This is a genomic window from Pseudomonas sp. GL-R-26 (genome assembly GCF_019947365.1).
Taxonomy (GTDB): domain Bacteria; phylum Pseudomonadota; class Gammaproteobacteria; order Pseudomonadales; family Pseudomonadaceae; genus Aquipseudomonas.
In genome coordinates, this window is record NZ_JAGYGI010000020.1 from 1 (window position 1) to 22,347 (window position 22,347).

General features: G+C 56.0%; 18 protein-coding genes and 2 pseudogenes. 15 read left to right on the forward strand and 5 right to left on the reverse strand.

Annotated features, from left to right (window positions below; translation table 11 throughout):
- Window positions 1-442: Orn/Lys/Arg decarboxylase N-terminal domain-containing protein (locus KGA96_RS20145; RefSeq protein WP_317850354.1), on the reverse strand; the 442-nt coding region annotated here is incomplete at its 3' end.
- 428 nt (window positions 443-870) lie between these two features.
- Between KGA96_RS20145 and KGA96_RS20150 the strand changes: the two genes are divergently transcribed.
- Entirely contained in the window at window positions 871-1,653 is a 783-nt protein-coding gene (locus tag KGA96_RS20150; RefSeq protein WP_046044033.1) for a DeoR/GlpR family DNA-binding transcription regulator, read from the forward strand.
- Between the two features lie 213 nt (window positions 1,654-1,866).
- Here KGA96_RS20150 and KGA96_RS20155 read toward each other — a convergent pair.
- A pseudogene (locus KGA96_RS20155) lies at window positions 1,867-2,934 on the reverse strand (NAD(P)/FAD-dependent oxidoreductase); the annotation flags it as partial.
- A gap of 540 nt (window positions 2,935-3,474) precedes the next feature.
- On the opposite strand from KGA96_RS20155, the gene KGA96_RS20160 reads away from it, so the two are divergent.
- On the forward strand, window positions 3,475-3,834 hold the full coding sequence (locus KGA96_RS20160) for a helix-turn-helix domain-containing protein (protein WP_223514630.1): 360 nt from the start codon (window positions 3,475-3,477) through the stop codon (window positions 3,832-3,834).
- A 344-nt stretch (window positions 3,835-4,178) separates the two neighbouring features.
- Entirely contained in the window at window positions 4,179-4,352 is a 174-nt protein-coding gene (locus KGA96_RS20165; RefSeq protein ID WP_223514633.1) for a hypothetical protein, read from the forward strand.
- A gap of 8 nt (window positions 4,353-4,360) precedes the next feature.
- Here the strand turns inward: KGA96_RS20165 and KGA96_RS20170 are convergent, their stop codons facing one another.
- The gene (locus KGA96_RS20170; RefSeq protein ID WP_223514636.1) at window positions 4,361-5,287 is read right to left on the reverse strand and encodes an alpha/beta hydrolase; all 927 of its coding nucleotides are present in this window, start codon (window positions 5,285-5,287) and stop codon (window positions 4,361-4,363) included.
- Window positions 5,288-5,411: 124 nt separating this feature from the next.
- Between KGA96_RS20170 and KGA96_RS20175 the strand changes: the two genes are divergently transcribed.
- A complete protein-coding gene (locus KGA96_RS20175; RefSeq protein WP_223457485.1) occupies window positions 5,412-6,350 on the forward strand; it encodes a LysR family transcriptional regulator in 939 nt (312 codons plus the stop codon).
- Between the two features lie 376 nt (window positions 6,351-6,726).
- Here KGA96_RS20175 and KGA96_RS20180 read toward each other — a convergent pair.
- A pseudogene (locus KGA96_RS20180) lies at window positions 6,727-6,969 on the reverse strand (IS5/IS1182 family transposase); the annotation flags it as partial.
- Between the two features lie 113 nt (window positions 6,970-7,082).
- On the opposite strand from KGA96_RS20180, the gene KGA96_RS20185 reads away from it, so the two are divergent.
- From KGA96_RS20185 to KGA96_RS20230, 10 genes are all read left to right on the forward strand, one after another.
- On the forward strand, window positions 7,083-8,063 hold the full coding sequence (locus tag KGA96_RS20185; RefSeq protein WP_223514639.1) for a LysR substrate-binding domain-containing protein: 981 nt from the start codon (window positions 7,083-7,085) through the stop codon (window positions 8,061-8,063).
- Between the two features lie 684 nt (window positions 8,064-8,747).
- Complete coding sequence (locus tag KGA96_RS20190) at window positions 8,748-10,124, forward strand: aspartate aminotransferase family protein (protein WP_223514642.1); 1,377 nt, start codon at window positions 8,748-8,750, stop codon at window positions 10,122-10,124.
- Between the two features lie 496 nt (window positions 10,125-10,620).
- A complete protein-coding gene (locus KGA96_RS20195) occupies window positions 10,621-11,448 on the forward strand; it encodes a helix-turn-helix domain-containing protein (protein ID WP_056723403.1) in 828 nt (275 codons plus the stop codon).
- A 222-nt stretch (window positions 11,449-11,670) separates the two neighbouring features.
- Window positions 11,671-13,215, forward strand: a complete 1,545-nt coding sequence (locus KGA96_RS20200; protein ID WP_223514644.1) for an ABC transporter substrate-binding protein — start codon at window positions 11,671-11,673, stop codon at window positions 13,213-13,215.
- 178 nt (window positions 13,216-13,393) lie between these two features.
- Window positions 13,394-14,410 (forward strand): ABC transporter permease, encoded by a 1,017-nt coding sequence (locus KGA96_RS20205; RefSeq protein ID WP_223514647.1) that lies wholly within the window; start codon window positions 13,394-13,396, stop codon window positions 14,408-14,410.
- Complete coding sequence (locus KGA96_RS20210; RefSeq protein ID WP_223514650.1) at window positions 14,407-15,291, forward strand: ABC transporter permease; 885 nt, start codon at window positions 14,407-14,409, stop codon at window positions 15,289-15,291. Before KGA96_RS20205 ends, KGA96_RS20210 begins: the two co-directional genes overlap by 4 nt.
- A complete protein-coding gene (locus tag KGA96_RS20215; RefSeq protein WP_223514653.1) occupies window positions 15,291-16,322 on the forward strand; it encodes an ABC transporter ATP-binding protein in 1,032 nt (343 codons plus the stop codon). The genes KGA96_RS20210 and KGA96_RS20215 overlap by 1 nt, the downstream gene beginning before the upstream one ends.
- A 24-nt stretch (window positions 16,323-16,346) precedes the next feature.
- A complete protein-coding gene (locus KGA96_RS20220; RefSeq protein ID WP_223514655.1) occupies window positions 16,347-17,303 on the forward strand; it encodes an ABC transporter ATP-binding protein in 957 nt (318 codons plus the stop codon).
- 6 nt (window positions 17,304-17,309) lie between these two features.
- Entirely contained in the window at window positions 17,310-18,548 is a 1,239-nt protein-coding gene (locus KGA96_RS20225; protein ID WP_223514657.1) for a serine hydrolase domain-containing protein, read from the forward strand.
- A 249-nt stretch (window positions 18,549-18,797) separates the two neighbouring features.
- Window positions 18,798-19,979, forward strand: coding sequence for a hypothetical protein (locus tag KGA96_RS20230; protein WP_223514660.1), 1,182 nt, complete (start codon window positions 18,798-18,800; stop codon window positions 19,977-19,979).
- A gap of 296 nt (window positions 19,980-20,275) precedes the next feature.
- On the opposite strand, the gene KGA96_RS20235 is transcribed toward KGA96_RS20230, so the two are convergent.
- Entirely contained in the window at window positions 20,276-21,190 is a 915-nt protein-coding gene (locus KGA96_RS20235; protein ID WP_223457496.1) for a LysR family transcriptional regulator, read from the reverse strand.
- A 103-nt stretch (window positions 21,191-21,293) separates the two neighbouring features.
- Between KGA96_RS20235 and KGA96_RS20240 the strand changes: the two genes are divergently transcribed.
- On the forward strand, window positions 21,294-22,346 hold the full coding sequence (locus KGA96_RS20240; RefSeq protein WP_223514663.1) for an aromatic ring-hydroxylating dioxygenase subunit alpha: 1,053 nt from the start codon (window positions 21,294-21,296) through the stop codon (window positions 22,344-22,346).
- The last annotated feature ends 1 nt before the right edge of the window (window position 22,347 follow it).

A 22,347-nucleotide genomic window follows, 5' to 3' on the forward strand; every position in this document is an offset into this window, starting at 1 on the left:
GCTTGCGAAAGAACTGGCCGCCCTGGTGACCGGGGCAGGCAAAGGTGGCGTTGGCCGCCTCGGTGTAATGTTTGAGCGCGTCGAAGAACGGCGGCAGCAGGCTTGCTTCATAGGCCTTGGCGGCGGTCTCCAGTTGGTTACCGTGGTATTCGACGTTGCTGGGCGACAGGTCGAAGATGCCGTTCACTTGCAGCAGCACGTCGTTGAGGTGTTTGTAGACTTCCCGGGGGTGGGTGCTGGTGCCGGGGGACGCCACCAGGAAGATCGGGATATCAAAACCGGTGCGCTGAATGACGTCGAGGGATCCGGCCAGCACATCATTGACCGACACCACGGCCACGGCGACGTCGGTGAAGTCGGTGTGACCGAGCGGGACCACCTCCCGGGCGTTCAGGAAACATGTGGATGCGCCTTCACTGGCGGCGATTTTCAGGGTTTTCATCGGTGGCGTCTCCTGGCGGGCACTCAATTGTCCGCAACTTTTTTAGAGATCAACTTCCGGGGGAGCCTTCCAGTTCCCGCTGATCGGAAATCGTGTCACCACTGGTTATAGAGCATATTCCTGATCTGTCAGGCTTTTTACCTCGACCTTGCACATCTTGACGCCCCGCGACCTGTCGGTCAGGTGTGCACCAGCGCAATGGTGAACGAGACCACGATCATGCAGGCAAAAGCAAAATTGATATTCATGAGGTTTCCATCCGAAACATGAGTGACGGCGCCATCTTGAACAGGTCACGGGAAAATAAAAAATTCGGCGTAATGATTTGAAAGATCGAAAAAAATGATACTTGGCCGGTTCGTTGTTTTTGCTCCGGGTTGCGGATACTCTCGTGTAACGCGCAACTACATGCATAAACGGGCAAAAACATGCACGACAACCATTCCGCTGCCGAACTTCCATCGGTACGCCGGCAAAAAATCCTGTTGATCCTCGAACGTGACGGCAAGGTCATGGCCTCGGAGTTGAGCCTGCATTTCGCGGTGTCCGAAGACACCATCCGCCGGGATCTGGCGGAGCTGGCCAGTGTCGGGCTGGTGCAGCGGGTGCACGGCGGGGCGTTGCCGCGGCCCAAAGACACCGGCAAGGACTATTTCACCCGGATCAGCGAAACCGATGAGGTGAAAACCCATCTGGCGCAATTGGCCGCGCAACGGGTGCAGGACGGTCAGATCGTGGTGTTCGATTCCGGCACCACCACCTTGCAGATCGCACGTTCGCTGCCGCTGGAGATCGCCATTACCGCGATCACCGCGTCGCCGATGACGGCCATCACCTTGTCCGAATACAAAGGCATCAAGGTGATTCTGGCGGGCGGCCAACTCAACCCGGCGACGATGTCGGCCGGCGGCCACGAAACCCTGCGGCTGCTCGCGGGCATCAAGGCCGACCTGCTGTTTACCGGGGTCTGCGCGATTCACCCGCAGGTGGGCTTGAGCTCACTGCATTTCGATGAAGTGCCGGTGAAACAGGCGATGCTCGACTGTGCCTCCCACGTGATTGCCGTCACCACGGCGGACAAGCTCGGTGCGGTGGAACCCTTTGTCGTCGCGCCTTGCAACCGCGTGCATACGCTGATCACCGAACGGCATGTGGCGTCAGGCAATGTCGAGGACTACCGGGCGTTGGGGATTGAGGTGGTGCAGGCTTGAGTGGGTCTTTGTAGGAGCGAGCCTGCTCGCGATGGCGGTGTGACTGGCGCTGAATGTGTGTTGAATGGACTGGCATCTTCGCGAGCAGGCTCGCTCCTACAGGGATCGTTGTCGACCACAAATATCGGGGTCGGCAAACAACCCTTGTAGGAGCGAGCCTGCTCGCGAGAGGACAGCACAAACAACATCAATGCCGGATGTGCAGCCAATGGCTCAGCGCAATCGCTCAAGCATCTGGTAGTACCACATGCCGGCGGCGAGCATCGGGTTGCCGAGCAGGTCGCCCATGGGCACGCGGATGTGCTGACAGGCGGCGAAGGTATCGAACTGTTCCAGTTTTCCTGTGATCGCCCGGCCCATGATTTCGCCCATGATGTGGGTGGTGGCGATGCCGTGGCCGGAGTAGCCCTGGCAATACCAGACGTTGTCCGACAGCTTGCCCAGTTGCGGGATGCGGTTGATCACGATGCCCATCGCGCAGCTCCACTGGTAATCGATGGCCACGCCTTTGAGCGCCGGGAAGGTCTGCTCGATGCACGGGCGCAACTCGGCGGCGATGTCCCGTGAATCCTTGCCGCTGTAGTTGGCGCCGCCACCGAACAACAGGCGACCGTCGGCGGTGAGGCGGTAGTAGTCGAGTACGAAACGGCAGTCGTAGACCGCCAGGTCTTCAGGGTTGATCTGTCTTGCCAGATCGCCCAGTGGCTCGGTGGTGACGATGCCGCCCATGGCCGGGAAAATCTTGCCCTTGAGCTTGCCCGGTTCCAGTTTGTGGTAGACGTCGCCGGCCAGCAGCACCTGGTTGGCGTCGATCTGTCCGTGGGCGGTGCGTACGCCAGGCGTGTCTCCATGGATGATCTCCAGCACTTCGCTGTTCTCGAAGATCAACGCACCGAGGCTTTCGGCTGCGCGAGCCTCGCCGATGCACAGGTTCAACGGATGCAGGTGCATGTTGCGGGTGTTCTTGATCGCGCCGTGGTAGAGGTTGCTTTGCAGCAGGTCGCGCACCTGGCTGCGGTCGAGCAGGCTGACCTCGTCGCCCATGCCACGGTGCACCGCCTCTTCGTAATCCTTGCGCAAGCCGACCATGTGCGCGGGTTTGTACGCGGCGTGCAGGTGGCCGTGCTTGAGGTCGCAGGCGATGCCGTACTTTTCCACGCGCTGCTGGATGATCTGGTGCCCGCGCCAGCGCAGGTTCCAGATGAAATCGTCGACGTCATCACCGATGGTACGGCGCATCTGTTTGCGCATGGCCTCGTCGCCCGACAGGCTGCCGGTGCCCCAGCTTAGCCGACTCAGATAACGTTGACTTGCTGAATAGTCAACAGTGGCATCGAGGGAGCGCCCACACCATCTACGCCGTTTGCGCTGGAGTCTCGGCTACCTCGCTATGGTTTCGAATATCGGCACGAGCTATGTCGACGGCGACGCCCCCTTTGTCGCTTGGTGATATAGCCATGCACCAGATTTAATTTGACTGCAGGACAAACGATATCGTACTGATATTTAGGTCATGAACTCACACCTGTATGGCGCCACCATTGATCGCTCTGGCGTGCGAGTTAACGGGTTTGAGAAATCAAGATTCTCAAACCTCATGGGCCGTTGGGGGCCTTCGGTCACCGATTGGCGGTACGTTAGGGCGACAAGGGGATCAGAACTTATTGCCACTGAGGGCTGCGTGGTCGCGGAGCTGCCCTGGGGTTTACCAACGAGTGAAAATGCGACACAGGTTCAGCGCGCTTTTTTCGCTCGTATAGTGTCTAGTATTTATGACATAAAGTGGGTTTTTTGAGGTTTGTGTCTAGGAAAGCTGACGTTATGAGATTTCGAACTCAATCGGACCAGGCCATTACGGCAGCCATAGGGGCGCGTATACAAGCTCTGCGCCTGAAGAAGAACATCAGTTTGGAAACCGTGGCCGATAACGCCGGCATCAGCCGCCAGACACTGCACTTATTGCTCAATCAGGGGAAAGGCACCTTGGTCAACGTGATTGCCGTTCTGCGGGCCGTCGGCGAACTGGAGCGTTTGAGTTCGTTGTTGGAAGAGGTGCGGCCCAGCCCTTTACAAATTATTCGGATGGAAGGCAAAAAGCGTCAGCGCGCGTCTGGTCGTCGAGGCGAGTCCCGCGAGTCTGTAAGGGTGGACGCTCGCCTTCCTCCGAGTAGCGATTGGTAAGGGCAGAACTTGCCGAATTCGCCAAGCCACCGTCGATCGACACCCTGACCTAGCTCAGGGGGGACGCTGTGATCGCCAGCTGCTTCGTGCTCATTCGCAGCCAGTCGGCCAGCGCAGTACCGTGCTTTTGTTTCAACACGATCGTCGTTTCCGCCGCGGACCCGGCATCTGACCCGGGGAGGGGCGGCAAGTGAGGCTGGCGTACTGAATTTTATAGTGTATATTCATACAGTATCTGTATGGTGCTGGCTTGGATCCCCTAAGCTGGGCATCCAGCGAGAAAGGTGGTTAGATATCTCGTTTATGGCACGTCGCCATCTTGTTGCCTACATCGAGGATACCGCTTGGCCACCCTGACTAACGCCGAAGTTGATGCTCTGAAAATCGAGAATTTCATTTTCCACGTGGTTCACCATGGGGCCGACGACCCGATCTTGTTCGACGACACCCCCCTGGATGGCGGCCCTATGGGGCAGAAGCGCAGAAGCGCAACAACCGGGAAAGCTGTCGCGCTCTGACTTTCGACTCAGCGGTTGGCGTCGACCAGACCAGCCTCAATGAAGCGTACTGAGCTCTCCATCGCCTGCTGACCTTCTGGCAGCATGCAGTAGTAGAAGTGCCAGGCGTGGAACATTGCAGGCCACACTTCCAGATTGACTCGGACACGGTTGTCCGCTAAGTGGTTTGCAAGGCGCATAGCGTCACTTAACATCAGCTCGTTCTCGCCAATCTGTACCAGAATTGGTGGGAGTCCTGTGACGTCCGCAAAAACAGGAGAAGCCAAAGGGTGGTTGGCCAGCGTGTCGCCCAGGAATGCTCTGGCAAGGATATCCAGAACAGGCTTGGAGTTCAGCGGATCGAGGCCTTCACGGTTGCTCATGGAGGCGCCTGTGTGTTCAAGGTTTGCCCAAGGCGAGATGGAGGAACCGACCGCAGGCAATGGAAGCCCTTTGGATTTTGCCGCCACCATGACGCTTACAACCATCGCGCCGCCAGCTGACTCGCCTGAAAATGCAATCTTGGTTGCTGGGATTTTTTGTTCAAGCAACCACTCATATGCGCGCAAAGTGTCGTCGATGGATGCTGGAAACTTATGCTCTGGAGCAAGGCGGTAGTCAGGCATGTACACCCGGGCTCCAAGCATTTTTGCGTAGTTGCCGCCAATGCCATGGTAGCCGTCAGGACGACCAACTATGTACGCCCCACCGTGGATGTACATTAAGACTGCGTCGGTCTTGACCTCATCCGGAGTTACCAGCGTGCCAGGGACACCGCCCATGTCTACGCCTTCAAACTTGACCCCAGCAGGCACCGGATTCTGCGCAAGCATTTTTGCATAGGAATCGCGGATATCGCTCATTTTCGTGTTGGTATCGATTCCCTTAAGAACAGGTACCAAATCGCTCAGGCTGTTGGCCCAGGTTTGAACGGCTGTTTGTACTTCGGTATTCATATTGACCTCAATAGATCGGTGGGCAATGGAGTGGCTAATTGAGATATTATTCTTATTATTAGGGAATTTGGTTCCCTATAACGGGTGCAAAGGCGCCCCCACCATTGTGAGAAGCTGAGGTCGTATGGAAATTCATAACCTGAACGACATCGCCGCTTTCGTAAGCTCCGTAAATGCTGGAAGCTTCACTGCTGCGGCCAAGCAACTAGGTCTTACCCGTTCGGCAGTGGGTAAGTCGATTGTCAGGCTAGAGACCCGATTGCGGGTGCGTTTACTCAACCGCACAACCCGCAGCCTGAGCATGACGGATGACGGTCAGGTTCTGTATGAGCGATGTGTTGGTGTCTTACAGGATCTCGACGATGTTGAGGACGCGCTCGCGTTTCGTCGTTCGACACCTAGTGGGAGATTGCGGATGAGCCTGCCAGTTGCCTTGGGCAGGCTTCACGTTCTTCATCACATCGAATGCTGTTTGAAAGATTGGCCCTCGCTCAGCATCGACGTCACGTTCTCGGACAGGCTGGTAGACCTGATCGATGAGGGGTTCGACTTAGCCATGCGCATTGGCCCTCCCAAGGAGGACTCTCGATTGCTCACGCGCACGGTGGCTTATCAGCAAATGATCACCTGTGTTTCGCCCAAGTATCTGGCTGAGCATCCAAAGCCTCAAACACCCGAAGATCTGTCCGCGCACGAGTGCCTGCATTTCGTGAGTGGGGGGAGATTGCTTCCCTGGAATTTCCGTGTGAAAGGTCAGCCTGTTTCGGTCACTCATGCTGGGCGGCTGCAGATGGACAGCGCTGAAGCGTTGCATCAAGCAACTATCGCAGGCTTGGGAATTGCGACGCTTCCGTCCTACGTGGTTAACGATGAGCTACGCAGCGGCAAGCTCGTTCAACTGCTTGCAGAGTATGTCGAGGCAGCAGAGCCTATCCGGGTGATCTACCCCAGCAAGCGACACCTGTCCCCCAAGATACGCCTCTTCATCGATAAGCTTGTAGAGGCATGGTCACCTTGTCCGCCATGGGAGCAGCGTTCGGCTGACAATGTCCATCCTGCCTGATGGGAGGATTTTGCCAAAGGAGTGCAGTCTGTCGGCGTCAACAGGTTGATCGTCATCATCGTGTACACCAGGCTGCGCTTAGCCTCCAGCACCAACCTTTCGTTGATCATTTGCAAGGCTGATTGCCCACCAGCTTGCGGCATAGCGCATTGAGATAAGCAGCACTAATGCCGACATCCACCGCGTACTGCTCGATGGTCAAATGATCGCGAAATCTTGCTTCGAGGGAGTGAGTAAATGCCTGCAAGTCGCCGCGCCCGCGATCGTTGGCGTTTCGGTCTGCGGAAGTTTCGACGCTGACCTGCCGGTTTACCCACACCAGTAGCAGAGTGATCAGAGCAATTAACAAATTATCCCGATTAGCCTTTTGGCTGCGATATGCGGTGGCGCCAATCAGGCGTTCCGGCTTGATGTCGAACTGCGTTTCGACGCGGTCGATCATGGCCTTGGTGCTCTCGATCTCGGCTGTCCAATGAGCCGGTGTGGGTTCCACACCCACGATGACGCCGTGCTTGGTATCGATCGGATAGTTCGTGGAACAGGCGTAGAACGCCGAGCCACCTGGAGCTTCGGTTCAGAGGGCTTGAGGATCCGTCAGCGATGGGCGCTTCGTCATAGACCACTGTGCGTCAGTCTTCGTGATACAAGCCCCAGATTTGATTTCGCACAAGAAGGGTTTTCGGCATTATGACGTTTAAACTCGTGGAAATACTCACTTTCAAGGAGGCATGTTTGCGCAACGCCAAATCGCCAGAAGAGGAGCCAGAAAGTGGCGCCAAACGCGGACGTCTACCGCCGCTTTCGATGGTCCGCGCCTTTGAGGCAGTGAGCCGGCTCGGCTCGATGCGCAAGGCTGCGGATGATCTCAATGTCGGCCATACGGTCGTTTCCCGCCATGTGCGAAATCTTGAATCCTGGCTTGGCACGCGACTTGTGGATGCTGGACCACGAGGCATTCGGCTGACTACGGAAGGCAGGCTTTTTGCCGAGACTGTGGGAATGGCTTTCGACATGATCGCCAAGTCGACGGCGGAATTGCGTCCGGCGGTAAGCCGCTCGGTTTTACGAATCTGGTGTGTCCCTGGTCTCGCGACGCGTTGGCTGGCGCCGCGTTTTAACCAGCTCCAACTTGCGCTGCCCGGTATTGATTTCGTCATGCGCGCGACCGATCTAGAGCCCGATTTCGCGCATTACGACGCCGATGTCGATATCCGTTATTTGGATGAGCCGAAGGGGAATGTGCGCTGGATTTTGCTGGAAAGGCCGCGGATTTTCCCGGTCGCTAGCCCGGACTGGATCAGCAAGAACGCACCCATCCGCTCTCTTGACGATCTTGTGAGTCAGCCGTTGATACATGAGGAAAGCCGCGATCAATGGCGACAATGGTTCCATCAGGCTGGCTATGGGCATGAAGTAGTGTTGAACGGGCCGCGGCTCTGGTCAGCCAATCTTACGGTCGACGCGGCCCTAACAGGGCAGGGAATCGCACTCGCGACACGCCTAATTGCCGCCGATGATCTGCGCACCGGGCGGCTGGTCGAGTTGCTTGGAACCGATGTTCGGCTCGGAGGCTATTATTTAGTTGGACCGCGTGAGCGTTGGAATGAAGTGACATTGGCGCGCTTCCGCGCTTGGATGCAGCAGTCTATCGCGGAGACGACGGGTGGCCAGTCAGCTGGTGTGATAAGTCAACACGATTGCGCTGAAGAATAATTTAGCCGTCAGGTAAAAGTTCGGTTTGATACTTGAGTAGATCCAGGTCAAATAGCCTCAAACTGATCTTCCGCTCAACACATGCGCGCATGTTCCTCCTGCCATTGACGCTGGCTCGTCAAAGTTTCGTCCATTCACAAAAGTATCTCCCAGTTATTGTCGCAACCGCGCTCATTCACCAACATGCTATGCACGCGCCCATCACGAACGGACCCGTTGCGAATGACTGGCGAATGACCTTCGACAATCGGCTTGGGGGGGGGGCGCTGTCCGCTAGTTTCGCTGTTAGTGGCAAAGACTTGCCGTTTATGGCGATTTGCTCTGGATAACGATCCGTTCGGAATGTACGAAGCTCATGGGGGAGGAATGCCTCCGTACTAGCTATGGAGTGGTGACATGAAGGCACCACTCAGGAAGTAATAAAGTGCCTGTCTGAGCAGGAGAAACTGTATCAAACTCAGCTCTCAAATGAGTGGGCGCGGGCTGAATATCAAAAACAGCGAAGGGGAAAACCACGTTAGAGCACAGCGATTCTCATGCCATAACCGCGTTATAACCAAGTGCCGCAAGCTAGTCTGGAACGACTGTGTTCCGGACTAATTTCCCAGCCAAAACTTAAATCCAGACCCCGCCAAGTTGCTATTAAGGTGAGCGGGGTCGTCACTTTCTTTCTTGGAGACACCCATGTCCAATGCCACTGACACACTGTACGCGAGGGATATAGCCCATCACCTTCATAGCTATACCGATGCGCGGATGCACGAAGGTGTCGGTCCGTTGGCAATTGAGCGCGGGGATGGGGTTTTCGTCTATGACACCGAGGGGCGTCGCTATATCGAAGCCATGTCGGGCCTGTGGAGTGCGGCACTTGGCTTCAGCGAGGTGCGACTGGTCGAGGCGGCCATGACGCAGATGCGTAAGCTACCTTTCTACCACACCTTTACTCACAAAACGCATCAGCCTGCCGTGGATCTCGCGGAGAAGCTCATCTCGCTGGCGCCGGTGCCGATGAGCAAGGTTTTCTTTACCAACTCCGGTTCTGAGGCCAACGACACAGTGGTGAAAATGGTTCGTTACTACAATAACGCCCGTGGCCTGCCGCTGAAGAAAAAGGTGATATCCCGCATTGGAGCCTACCATGGCGTGACCATCGCTGCGGCGAGCCTAACTGGCTTGCCGAACAATCATCGTGCTTTCGACCTGCCTATGATGGACATAGCGCATGCAATGTGCCCGCATCACTATCGTTTCGGCGAACCCGGCGAGTCGGAGGAGGCATTTTCGGATCGTCTTGCAAAAGGGCTCGAAACTCTCATCCAACGCGAAGGGCCCGATACAGTTGCTGCGTTCATCGGCGAACCTTTGATGGCGGCCGGTGGAGTTATTGTTCCTCCGCGCGGCTACTGGCAAAAGATCCAGGCGGTTTGCCGCAAGTACGATATTTTGTTAGTAGCAGACGAGGTCGTCTGTGGATTTGGCCGCACTGGCAACATGTTCGGCTCGACTACGTTCGGCATCGAGCCAGACATTATGGTGCTGTCTAAACAGTTGACCTCGTCATATCAACCGCTTGCAGCAGTGTTGATCAACGAACGGATTTATCAGGAGATCGCGGGGCAAAGTTCGACCATCGGGACCTTTGGACACGGCTTCACCGCGAGCGGGCACCCAGTGGCTGCGGCAGTGGCGCTGGAGAACATCAAGTTGATTGAAGAGCGACACCTGGTAGAACACGCGGCCGAAATGGGCGGGCGACTGCGAGCTGGCCTATCGCAATATGCTGACCACCCGTTAATCGGGGAAATCCGAGGTGTCGGCTTCATTGCCGCCGTTGAGCTGGTCGCAGATAAATCGGAGAAAACCCGGTTCGAGCCGCTTCGCCGGGTCGGTAGTTATTTCAATGCTCGCTGCCAAGAGCACGGCATGATTGTCCGCAACATTGGCGACAGCATTGCGTTCTGCCCACCCCTGGTCACTACAGCGGAAGAAGTCGACCTTATCATCAACTGTTTCAGCAAGGCGTTGGAGGATACGCAGCGGTGGCTGGCGCAGGGGCATTGAGTACGGGTACGTCTCGACTTTGATAGGTTTGGTGTCGTATCGCGGACTCTCCTGTGAGAGTAGGTAGCGGGCCTGCTAAATGGCTTACAGGCAAGCCCGTTGTAGTATTCACGGAAAATGCCACGACATATATATGTTAGAGCCCTGATTATTCGGGGCTTTTTCGTTGGTGCCTGCCCCGGCCTCGCCTGCACCGGTGGTGTTAATGAAGACCACAGCGGTGACATCTTGGGTAGCAATAGGCGCGAATTACAAATATGCAGCCGATGTTAATTCTGCCGATGGGTCAGGAATCGCTGGATAAGCTTTTGTATTTGTTGAATATTTACTCACCTAGTCGCTATGGTCGGGCTCAATGCTCGCGTCGATCACGGGTTGGCAATACCGAGCTTCTGCGCCACTTTCAGGCACTGTCTTGCACGGAGCTTTTGAAGCCGTGACCCCAAGCGACGATTAGTTCAGCATGTTGTCAATTCTGGCGTTAGGAATACTCTTTATGGTCAGTTCCAGTTCATCCCAGTCGATGCAAGACTTCAGTCAAAACTTGCGCCTTCTCTGCGGATATTATAAGTCGGTGGCGAAGGTGTGCCGCTCCCTTGATATCAACCGCCAGCAGTTCAACAAATACTTGGGGGCGCAAGCGACTCCCTCATCCTTTACCCTGCGCAAGATCTGCACTTTTTTTGGGGTGGATGAGGAGGAAATATTCTCCGAGCATGAATCCTTCCGTGCTCTGCTCAACAGGCAACGCACGGCGCGAGAGCCGGACAGTGCGGTACCAGCCGATTTTTTCCCGAGCTCCGCGCAGGAGTTGTCGAAGTACCAGGGTTACTACTTTGTCTATTTGATGTCGCCTGCCGCGCCGGGGGAGGTGATCAAGTCGATTACCCGCTTGACCCGCTCCGGCGAAAAGATCCTGAGTAAAACTTACGAGCGGATGAGGCTGGGCGATGACCAACTGAACAGTTTCGGCATCAATAAATATCGTGGGTTCTGCTTTGCCTCATCGGATCTGATTTACATCGTCGAGCGCGAGTACCTCTCGTCCCGGGGCTATATCTGGTCAGCGCTTTATCCCTCCTACCGCAGTCGTTTCCGTTTTCTCAACGGCTTGGTACTCGGCGTTTCGGGTGACAATTTCCGCCGTCCTTTTGGTGCCCATATTGTATTTGAGCACCTAGGCGAGTCGATCGACCTGCGTAACGCTCTCACCAGTTGCAGCTGTTTTCCGATTGATGCCCCTGAGATTCCCGACGAGGTGAGGTCGCGGCTGCTGGTACATCCATCAGAAGGTGAGTTCAACCTCGTCCCTCCGCTGTTTTAGTCTTTTTTTTAAATTGACGCTAGGTGACGCTTTGGGGCGTCACCTGGCGTTTTTTTCTTCGTGCTCGCGAAATTGAGCTGGCCGTGCGGCAGATCGATAATGCCATACACCACTCAAATGTCAGTTTCGTTAACGGCCAATCACATCATTCATTCCAGTTGAATGAGTGCCTGTTTCTACAAGTGATCCGCTGCGCCCGCCATAAAAATAAGAGGAACACCTATGAAATTCAAAAGAACATTGATGGCGGGGTTGATGGCGCTGTCCATTACTGCGCCATTGACCAGTGGTTTGGTGTATGCGGCAAACAATACCTTGGTTGTCGCTGATCGAGCCTCTTTCAAGGATTGGGATCCAGCCTCGGCCTTTTCGGAGGAAGTGCGGGTACTGGGCAATATCTACGAGACACTAGTCGTATATAACGCGCCAGGCAGTGCTGAGGAGTTTTCCCCCGGGCTTGCCACGTCCTGGGAAAGCAGCGACAACGGCAAGACCTGGACCTTCAAGCTGCGGCACGGCGTTAAATTTCATGACGGTTCGGCCTTTAATGCCGCAGCGGTCAAAAAGTCCATTGATTACGTCAAGGAGCTGAAACAGGGCGCTGCATTTGTATGGAACGGTCTGGATGCCGTCGAGGCCCTCGCTGACGATACGGTAGTGCTCAAGTTTAAGAGTCCCACTCCGGCCAATCTGATCGCGGCAGGTCAGTATGCCGCTTACATCATTGCCCCGGCGGCGGTGGAGAAAGGTCACGACTGGATGATGGCTCCCAACGCCATCGGTACCGGTCCCTACAAACTTGGGCAGGTCGAACAGGGCCAGCAAGTGGTGCTTGAGCGATTCGATGGCTACTGGGGAGGTTGGAAAGAAGGGCAATTTGATCGGGTCATCGTGAAGGTCGTGTCCGAAGCCGCCACTCGTACCCAGATGATCAAAAATGGCGAGGCCGGTGTCGCTTGGGATATCCCTCTTGATCAGCTCAAGGTATTGGGAGAGAACCCCTCCATCAAGGTGAGCACCGCGCCTTCGTGGAAGAACTTTCAATTTTTGATCAATACCCAGAAGTACCCTACGAACAACCTGGCATTTCGTCAGGCGCTGCAGTACCTCTGGGACTATGAAAGTGTCACCAAAGATATTTTGCATGGCTACGGCAGCGTTCCCAAGGGGCCTTTGCCCACCAGTATCTGGGGGCATGCCAGCGTGCCTATGGCCTCTTACGATCTGGATAAAGCCCGACAATTGTTGGAAGCCTCCGGTGTACCTAAGCAGGACTGGAAGGTCTCGATGCAGTACATCAGTGGCGTCTATGCAAACGCTGCTGAACTATTCCAGGCGACGGCGTCTCAGGTTGGCGTTGAGGTGGAGTTACTCCCCGGCGAGTGGGGTGTGATCTGGGATAAGGCAAAGAAGCTGGATACCGCTCCCAACATGCAATCTATGGCTTGGTGGCCGACGTATCCGACACCCAGCGATTGGCTTTTCAGTGAGTTCCATACAGAGAAAACCACGCTATTCAATCTGTCTCACTACAGCAACCCAAGCTTTGATCAGTTGATCGAAGAGGCGGCGGCGTTAGAAGGCAGTGATCGGGCCAAGTCCACTGAAAAGTACGTGCAGGCCCAGCAGCTACTGGCCAAGGACGCTCCTGCGATCTGGTACGCCGACGTGCAGCAGATACGTGTCTCCCGCAAAGACATCAAGGGTATGGAAAAGAGCCTGAATCCTGCTTATGAGGCGATTCTCTACTACAACCTGAGTCGCTGAATGCTGAGTCGTCCTTGATCAAGTGGTACGTGTAATACCTGATTTGCCATGTAAATCGATAACCAGGCAGTTAGTTAATTTGCCTGGTCATTCCCTCAAGGGTTAATCCGCTTTTGGGGTTTTTATGTAGGGCGTAAGAAGTCAGGGTCAAGTTTTTTAGCCACAAGGGGTATTCCAAATGGCGAAGTATATAGCTCAGCGATTGATAGTGATGTTGTTCATTCTTTTGGGAGTGTTGACCATCACCTTCGTTCTGAGCCGAGCTCTTCCGGGTTCCCCGGTAGAAATGATGCTGGGAAACCACCCCACGGTGGAGCAGATTACCGTCGCACGGGAAAACCTGGGGTTGGATAAGCCTCTGCCGATCCAATACTTCAATTACATCGGTGATCTTCTCCGAGGTGATTTTGGCACTAGTCTGCGCACCGGGCGGCCGGTGGTGGAGGAAGTGGTCAGGCGGGTTGGTGCGACTTTTGAGCTGACATTCCTGGCGATGTTCTGGGTGGTGGTGCTAGGGGTGCCGATCGGTGTCATCTCAGCGGCACGGCAGAACTCAGTGGTCGACAATGCGGCACGAGCGGGGTCCATCGCCGGGACGGCGTTTCCAGTTTTCATCCTGGCCATGGGCTTGCAGTTACTGTTCTACGGCAAGCTCAACTGGCTGCCACTACAAGGACGTATCGATGCTTCCATTCTTCTCGATAGCCCTTTTGAGCGTGTAACAGGCTTTTACCTGATTGACACGCTGCTGGCCGGTAATTTCGTAGCACTGTGGAGCGCCATCAAACACCTGACGCTACCCGTGCTCACCCTGGTCATCGTGACCTTGGCCACTGTCACCCGGATCACCCGCAACATGATGGTGGAGGTGCTATCCGAGGAGTACATCCGTACGGCCGTTTCTTACGGTGTACCCACGTGGCGTATCCATTACGCCTATGCCCTGAAGGCGACAATGATTCCGCTCCTGACAGTGGTGGGCCTGACCTTCGGTTACCTGCTCGGTGGTGCGGTAGTGGTTGAGTTCGTTTTCGATTGGCCCGGCCTGGGCGGCTTCGTGGTGTTTTCGATTGCCCAGAATGATTTCCCCGCCGTGATGGGAGCCACCCTGGTGCTGGCCACGACGTATCTGTCGATCAACCTGATCGTTGATCTCTTGTATCACCTTGTTGATCCGAGGTTGCGAGTCCAATGAGTATCCAAGACGTATCCCTGTCCATGCCCCCGCGAGCCCCATCATGGCTTATCAAGGCCCTGGCGTTTGCCAGCGATAACAAGTTGTTTGTATTCGGCGCGCTGTTATTGCTGCTGATCATCCTGGCGGCAGTCTTCGCCCCCTGGCTTGCACCTTATGAGCCGAACAAGATTGTCTTTTCCCAGAAATTGCTGGCACCCAACTGGGCACACTGGATGGGCACCGACGAGTTTGGTCGCGACATTCTTTCACGGGTGCTTTATGGCGCACGCACCTCGCTGATCATCGGAGTGAGCGTGACTCTGATTGCGATGCTGATCGGGATTCCGATTGGGCTTGTTTCCGGTTACTTCGGTGGTCGAGTTGATACGCTGCTGATGCGTCTCTCAGATGTGTTTCTGGCCTTTCCGCCGCTGTTGTTGCCGATCGCTATCACCGCTGCGCTGGGATCGGGATTGGCCAACGCCATGTTAGCGCTCGCTGTCTCCTGGTTTCCCTGGTACGCGAGGATCATGCGCGGTGCGGTAGTACGGGTTCGTTCAGAAACCTATATCCATGCCGCCCGTTCCATGGGCGTCAGTCACGGCCGTATCTTGCTTCGCCATGTACTGCCCAATGCCACTACGCCTGTGATCGTGCAGGGCTCCATGGACTTTGGTTACACCATTCTCGCCGCTGCCTCGCTGAGTTTTATCGGGCTGGGGGCCAAGCCGCCCATGATCGAATGGGGGCTGATGGCCGCAGCGTCGCGCTCGCAGTTACTCGAGAATCCCTGGACGGTGCTGTTTCCCGGAGTGGCGATTTTTGTCCTGGTGCTGGCCGTCAACCTGGTGGGTGACGGGCTGCGCGATGTGCTTGATCCAAAGAAGGGGACGCGCTGATGATCGACGAATCCTTGCAATATTCTGCTATCGAGCGTCTCGCCGCTTCGAATAACGACGCAGCTCAAGACCTGGTGCTGGAAGTGGAAGGGCTGACGGTGTCCTTCCCTGGTTTGTTCAAGACCGTAAAGGCCGTACGCGGCATCGACCTTAAGGTAAGGCGCGGCGAGATCCTCGGGTTGGTGGGGGAGTCGGGCTCGGGCAAGTCTATGACGGCCATGTCCTGCATTGGATTGATGCCTGAGGCCGCTCGGCTGGAAGGCAGTGTCAGGGTCGCCGGACAGCAGGTCAACGGCGCCTCGGCATCGCAGCTGGCGGCTTTGCGTGGCGGTGGCGCGGCGATGATCTTCCAGAATCCGATGAAGGCGCTCAACCCGTTCTTCACCATCGGGCGGCAGATGTTCGACGTCATCGGCTGCCATCGGCAACTGAGTAAGGCACAAATCCGCGCCGAGGCGCTGAGCTCGCTGGAAGCGGTGAGCATGCCCGACCCCCCTCTGGCGCTAGCCAAGTACCCGCACCAGATGTCTGGCGGTCAGTTGCAGCGAGTGGTGATTGCCATGGCGCTGGCCTGTCGGCCGAAACTGCTGATCGCCGATGAGCCGACTACGGCGCTGGACGTCACCGTGCAGGCGCAGATCATCGCTCTGCTGCGCAAGCTGGCACGGGAGCAGGACCTGGCGATTCTGTTTATCACCCACAACCTGGGGGTAGTGGCTTCGCTCTGTGACCGGGTGGCGGTGATGTATGCCGGTGAAGTGGTGGAGAGCGGTCCGGTGGGCGAGGTGTTCAAGCGACCTGCACACCCCTACACCCAGAAGTTGATGGGCACCGTGCCCAAGTTGGGGCAGGGACCCCAAGCCCTGGGCTTCATCCCGGGGCAGGTGCCGAACATGGCGGCTCCCCCGGCTGGCTGTGCCTTCAACCCACGTTGTGAACGCGCCACCGGACGCTGCAATCACGCTGCGCCGAGGGTTGTCATCGGCAAGGAGCACTGGGCAGCTTGCCACAACATATTGGTCAAGGTGTGAGGCTTCTTTGAAAGGTAAACGGCTATGAATAACAACAAACAGCCCGCACTGTTGAGCGTCAATCAGTTGCACAAGACCTACGCCAGCCGCGATGGCCTGGTGACGGCCATTGACCACATCAGCCTGGAGGTGCAGGTCGGTGAGACGGTCGCGCTGGTGGGGGAATCCGGTTGTGGCAAAAGTACGGTGGCCGCGACCTTGCTCGGTCTGCTGCCAGCCGATAGTGGGCAAATTCTGGTCGAAGGTCGGCCGCTGCCCACTGATGCCAGGGCGCGGGGCAGGAGCTTGAGTATGGTGTTCCAGAACCCGTACGCCTCGCTGAACCCGAAAATGACGATCAAGGCGATTGTTGCCGAGCCGCTGAAGGTTGCCTTTGGTTTGCGCGGTAGCGCCTTGCACGCGCGCATTCTCACGCTGCTGGGAAATGTGGGGATGGGCGAGGAGCACATGGAGCGCTATCCCCATGAATTCTCCGGTGGCCAGTTGCAGCGCATCGCTATCGCCCGGGCCCTGGCGCTGGAGTCGAAATTGCTGATCCTCGATGAGCCTACGGCGGCGCTCGACGTGTCGGTCCAGGCCCAAGTGTTGCAATTGCTCAAGACGCTGCAGACCGACAACGGCCTGAGCTACCTGTTTATCAGCCACGACCTTGCGACGGTCGAGTATCTGGCGCAGCAGGTGCTGGTGATGTACTTGGGGCGCATCGTCGAGGCCGGGCCTGTGGAGCAGGTGTTTGGCCGACCGCGTCATCCCTACACGCGTGCGCTGCTCAATTCAGTGCCCTCCATCGACCCGGAACGCCGTGACCAGTTGCAAATCCTGAGTGGCGAGATCCCCAGTCCCTTGAATCGGCCTGCCGGGTGCCACTTCGCGCCCCGTTGCCCGCGGGCCAGTGAGCTTTGTCGCCGAGAGGTGCCAGCAGAAACCCAGGATCACGGCCACCGCTTTTCTTGCCACCACCCCCTGAACGATGAGAGCTGACCCCCTATGTACAACAAAAAAGACATGACCGCTCCCGGCATTGGTTATCAGGACCTGAGTCTGATGCAGGGCTATCCGCCGCCCCGGGAAAAGCAAGTTGGCCTGCATAACTGGGACAGCCCGCCCTATAACCGCTGGTCGTTCCAGCACATGAGCCAGTTGTTTCCTGTGGCCGCTATTCATCGCAGTCCCGGGCCGGTCACCGAATTCGAGCGCAACGAACTCTCACTGGACGACGTACGTTTTCAGCGGGTCGACGGCGGACAAACCGATCTGGCGACCTTCCTGACCGACAGCTACACCGATGGTTTTCTGGTGCTTCATCAAGGCAAGGTGGTTTCGGAGCAGTATTTCAACGGAATGCAGCCGCACACGTTGCATCTGTTGCAATCGGTATCCAAGACCGTCGTCGGTAGTTTGGTCGGCAGGTTGATCGGCCAGGGCAGAATCGATCCTCAAGCGCGTGTCAGCCACTATGTGCCCGAGCTTTCGGCAAGCGGTTATGGCGACGCTCGGGTACAGGATCTTCTGGATATGTGCACGGGAGTGAGATTCAGGGAGGACTACACCGATCCTGATGCTGAATTCATCCAGTTGGATATCGCCTCGGGTTGGCGTGAACGGGGAGAGCGAGAGTCACCTGACAGCATTTATGGTTTGTTGAAGTCGCTGAGTAAGGACCGTGAGCATGGCCAGTACTTTGAGTACCGCTCAGTGGATACCGACATGTTGGCCTGGGTTTGTGAGCGGGCTTGCGGCGAGCGGCTGCCCGTTTTACTGAGCCGGGAAATCTGGTCAAGACTGGGGGCAGAGCAAGACGCGAATATCACCCTCGATAGCGTTGGAACTGCATTGGCCGATGGCGGGATGAGCGCCACGCTGCGTGATCTGGGGCGCTTTGCCCAAATGTATCTGCAGGGGGGGCGTTTCAACGGTCAGCAGATTGTTCCAGAGGAGTTTGTGCGTGAATGCGGCCGTGGTTCCACACCGGCTTTTGAAGTTCTCTATGGCTTTTACGTCAAGAGCTTTCCTGGCGCGGCATACAGTAATCAGTGCTGGGTATTGGACAGTGAACTAGGTACCTACTCGGCGCGCGGAGTATTTGGGCAGAGTATCTATTGGGATCCGGCCTCTGAAGTGGCAATCGTAAAACTTTCCAGTTGGCCGGACTTTATCAATCCAGAGTGGACGTTGAATACCTTCCGTGCCTGTGCGGCAGTAGTTGAAGAACTGCAACGCAGCTGACGCGGGAGTATGAATGACCGCGGCTTGTCAGACACCTCCCAGCCTTAATGAAGAGGTGCCATATACAGGCTCTGCATAGCTACACCCAGACCCTGCAGGCCGCCGGCGGCTGACCCTCCCGGCCCGCACCTGGACGCTGTTAACAGCCTTCGTCCTGGCGGGCCTTACCCCTTTTATCCAGACCGCGCTTTTGCCGTGGCCGGGATAGCTGTTGCCAAAAATAAGACCTAGAGAAGAGACGGAGCGACCATGAACTTGAATACAACCCGGGCCTTGCGCTCATTGACCCCACTGGCGCTATTGGGCGCCCTTTCCAGCCCTGCGATGGCGATCCAGGTTACCGATAACCTTGATCTCGGTGGTGCCGTCCGGGCGCGTTGGGACTATGACCCGGATCGCGACATCCAGACGTTCAACTTCGACACCGCGATCCTCAGCGCCAAGTACAACTCCGACATCTGGATTGGCGAAGCCAAGTACCGTTTCTACGGTCGAGCCTACCCTTACAAGTACACAAATAATGTCGGTGACGTCCAGTTCGCCGAGTTGGCGTGGATCGGCTACAAGTTCAACCCCGACCAGCAGGTCCAGGTCGGCCTGAACCAGCTGCCGTTCGGTTTGCAGCCGTACTTCGGCAGCACGTTCTATCAAACCCTGGGCAGCGTCATAGGACTGGAAGACATCGAAGAAGTCGGTGCCAAGTACATCCAGCAAAGCGGCGACTGGAATGTTCAGGCCGGTTATTACCTGCGCCCGGCCTGGCAGGGCAAAGGCACCAGCAACGGTGAAACCTACTCCACCGTGGTCTCCGAAGCGGACAGCTATGTCACCGACGGCAGTAACAACCAGGAACGCAACACAGTGGTCCTGCGGGTGGCCAAGGCGCTGGACCTGGGGCCGTGGAAGTCCGAAGTCGGGATCTCCGGCCTGACCTCGTCCCTGGAGAACCGCGACACCAACAACGATGGCCGGCGCAATGCCATGGCGGTGCACTACATCGGCAAAAACGGTCCGTGGGGCGTGCAACTACAAGCCGCGCGACAGCAGATGTCCCCGCGCAACCCCGGCACCGATGAACTGGTGACTTTCGGCGGTTACGACGGCACCTTCAACGTCGCCAGTCGCGGCAACTTGTACGTGGCGGATGTGAGCTACGACGTCAGCGGCAAGTACCTGTTCGATCAGATCAGCGGTGTGAAGCTGTACGCCAACTACAGCGCCTTCGATAAATCCGCCGACGATTTCAAAACCTCGCAACGGATGATTTTCGGCACCTCGTTCTCCCTCAGCAAACTGTGGATCGCCACGGAATGGTTGTACGGCAAGAATGATCCGGTCATCGGTGGCGGCAGCCTCACCCAGAGTCTGGGGGCTGGTGGTAGTAACCAGTGGGAAAACCAGTTGTACATGAACATCGGTTATTACTTCTGATCCGGATTTTTTGGCGGCAGCCCTAACGTCCTCTTCGCGAGCGGGCTCGCTCTCACAGGTTTAGCGCATAATCTGTGGGGAGCGAGCCCGCTCGCGCATACCCCAAACAAAACTTGCTTCAGCCCCTGTCGGCTGAATCAGATAGGCCCACATAGTTAGTTAGTTAGCGATCAATTCTAAAATCATATCGGTGAAATTTCGTCATTTTCCCTATTCAATAAGAGTAGTTTTATCCTCGTAAATTATCGCAATCATTGAAGTGAGGGGATGATTAGATTGCGCCAATATCACGCCCCTCAACTCATATACCTGTCGAAAAGAAGCTTGACCAACTGGCGAAGCCATATATTTCCGGGATCATGATGATGGCGCGGGTGCCAATACTGTCGCAGGTGCAAGCTGGGGGACTTAATCGGGGTTTTTATTACCTTGACCGCGTTGTAGCGTAGGAACGTTTTCCCCAGTTCACTGGGCACGGTTGCAATTAGATTCGGGTTTTTCTCCAGTATCATCGGGACCGTTATAAAGTGTGGAGTTGTAAGGTAAATTTGTCGTTGATGACCCAGTTCGTCGATGAATTGGTCGTAGCGTGTACTTCTGTCTGAAAGTACGACGGAAACATGTTTCATGCCAAGGAATTGTTCAAGGCTAACTTCGTTGCCAGGGTACGTGCAACTGACGATAGAGCAAAAAGAGTGCGTAAACAGTTCTTGTTGAAAAAGGTTAGGGTCCTGGATGTAGTGTGATCCTATAGCCAGGTCTGTATCACCTCTCTCCAGTGAGTTCGCTATATGCTCGGTGGGTAGCTGCGACGTTCGTATTCGGCAATGGGGGGCCACTTTCTGAAGCTCTGAAATCAGCCGGGGCAAAAATACCAACTCGCCCATATCCGTCATACAAAGGCTGAAGACCCTGGTGGAAGACATAGGGGTGAAACTGGCCTGCGCCAACAGCTTGTGCTGTACGGCGGATACGATCTCCAGAACTGAATCCCCCATCTCCTCTGCGAAAGGCGTCGGCTTCATCGCATCGCCAATACGGACGAAGAGGGGGTCTTCATAAAACTCCCGTAGACGTCGTAGTGCATGGCTCATGGCGCTCTGCGTCAAGCCAAGATGCTCTGCTGCTCGAGATACATTGCGTTCTCGCAGAAGCGCGTCGAACGCGAGCAGCAGGTTCAAGTCGAATTTCTTACCATGAATGGCGTGCATGATCTGTATTAGCTCCATGATCTATGCGCATACATGATCCGCCTCTAGCATGGCGTCAGCAAGGAAAGTTTCAAAAACAAAAACAAGAAATGAGGTCGACGTCATGCTTCTTCGTAACGCTTGGTATGTAGCTGCTTGGTCGAGTGAGATTCCGGTCGACGAGCTTCTCGCAAGAACGATTCTTAACGTGCCAGTAGCGCTATGGCGTGATACCACCGGAAAAGTGGTGGCTTTCGAAGACCGTTGCTGTCACCGAGGCGCTCCACTATCGAAAGGGCGCCTGGAAGGCGATCAGCTTCGGTGTATGTACCATGGTCTTCTATTTGATACGACGGGGCGCTGCGTCGAAATACCCGGACAAGAGCGCATTCCTCCGCAGGCTAAGGTGCGCACATTCCCAGTTGTGGAGAAGCACAAGTGGATCTGGATCTGGGTGGGTGATGCCAGCCTGGCGGATCCGTCCCTGATCCCTGATACACATTGGCTGGATCACCCCGAGTGGCGAAGCCTGGAGGGTTACACCTATTACACCACCAACTACCTGCTGATCGCTGACAACCTGCTTGACCTCGCACATTTGCCCTATGTTCATCCGAACACTCTGGGCGGTGACGAGGCGTATGCGGCCTGTATACCTCAGGTCGAAAAGCTGGAAAACGGCGTACGAGTAACGCGTTGGGGTGAAGGTATTAAGCCGGCACCTTTTGTGCAGAAGATCAAGAATTATCCGGGGCCTGTTGATCGTTGGAATATCTACGACTTCCTGCTGCCGAGCATCTTCCTGATGGATTCGGGGATGCAGCCCACTGGGCAAAATGCCAAGGCGGGAAATCGCGTCAATGCGGCAGAGTTCCGTAGCACTCAGGCACTGACTCCGGAAACGGACGAATCCACGCACTACTTCTTTTCGCAGCCTCATAATTTCGCCATTGATGACCCCGAGGTGACGTTGGCAATCCACGACCAGGTCGTCACAGCGTTCCAGGAAGACAGCGATATGATTCATGCGCAAGATCGCATGTTGAAGCTGACCTCCGATTTCAAAATGATTCCGATCGGAGCTGATGCTGCTCTTTCGTATTTCAGGTGGCTAGTGGCGAATGCTTATAAGGCTGAGCAGGCGGTAAGTAATCCCGTCAAGATCCAGGAGGTCTGAG

Excerpts from the sequence above, each read along its gene's own strand:
- KGA96_RS20220 (WP_223514655.1), top strand. The coding sequence starts at position 16,347 with ATGAATAACAACAAACAGCCCGCACTGTTGAGCGTCAATCAGTTGCAC.
- KGA96_RS20175 (WP_223457485.1), top strand. The coding sequence starts at position 5,412 with ATGGAAATTCATAACCTGAACGACATCGCCGCTTTCGTAAGCTCCGTA.
- KGA96_RS20190 (WP_223514642.1), top strand. The coding sequence starts at position 8,748 with ATGTCCAATGCCACTGACACACTGTACGCGAGGGATATAGCCCATCAC.
- KGA96_RS20210 (WP_223514650.1), top strand. The coding sequence starts at position 14,407 with ATGAGTATCCAAGACGTATCCCTGTCCATGCCCCCGCGAGCCCCATCA.
- KGA96_RS20205 (WP_223514647.1), top strand. The coding sequence starts at position 13,394 with ATGGCGAAGTATATAGCTCAGCGATTGATAGTGATGTTGTTCATTCTT.
- KGA96_RS20225 (WP_223514657.1), top strand. The coding sequence starts at position 17,310 with ATGTACAACAAAAAAGACATGACCGCTCCCGGCATTGGTTATCAGGAC.
- KGA96_RS20235 (WP_223457496.1), bottom strand. The coding sequence starts at position 21,190 with ATGCACGCCATTCATGGTAAGAAATTCGACTTGAACCTGCTGCTCGCG.
- KGA96_RS20240 (WP_223514663.1), top strand. The coding sequence starts at position 21,294 with ATGCTTCTTCGTAACGCTTGGTATGTAGCTGCTTGGTCGAGTGAGATT.
- KGA96_RS20195 (WP_056723403.1), top strand. The coding sequence starts at position 10,621 with ATGGTCAGTTCCAGTTCATCCCAGTCGATGCAAGACTTCAGTCAAAAC.
- KGA96_RS20150 (WP_046044033.1), top strand. The coding sequence starts at position 871 with ATGCACGACAACCATTCCGCTGCCGAACTTCCATCGGTACGCCGGCAA.
- KGA96_RS20160 (WP_223514630.1), top strand. The coding sequence starts at position 3,475 with ATGAGATTTCGAACTCAATCGGACCAGGCCATTACGGCAGCCATAGGG.
- KGA96_RS20170 (WP_223514636.1), bottom strand. The coding sequence starts at position 5,287 with ATGAATACCGAAGTACAAACAGCCGTTCAAACCTGGGCCAACAGCCTG.
- KGA96_RS20230 (WP_223514660.1), top strand. The coding sequence starts at position 18,798 with ATGAACTTGAATACAACCCGGGCCTTGCGCTCATTGACCCCACTGGCG.
- KGA96_RS20200 (WP_223514644.1), top strand. The coding sequence starts at position 11,671 with ATGAAATTCAAAAGAACATTGATGGCGGGGTTGATGGCGCTGTCCATT.
- KGA96_RS20215 (WP_223514653.1), top strand. The coding sequence starts at position 15,291 with ATGATCGACGAATCCTTGCAATATTCTGCTATCGAGCGTCTCGCCGCT.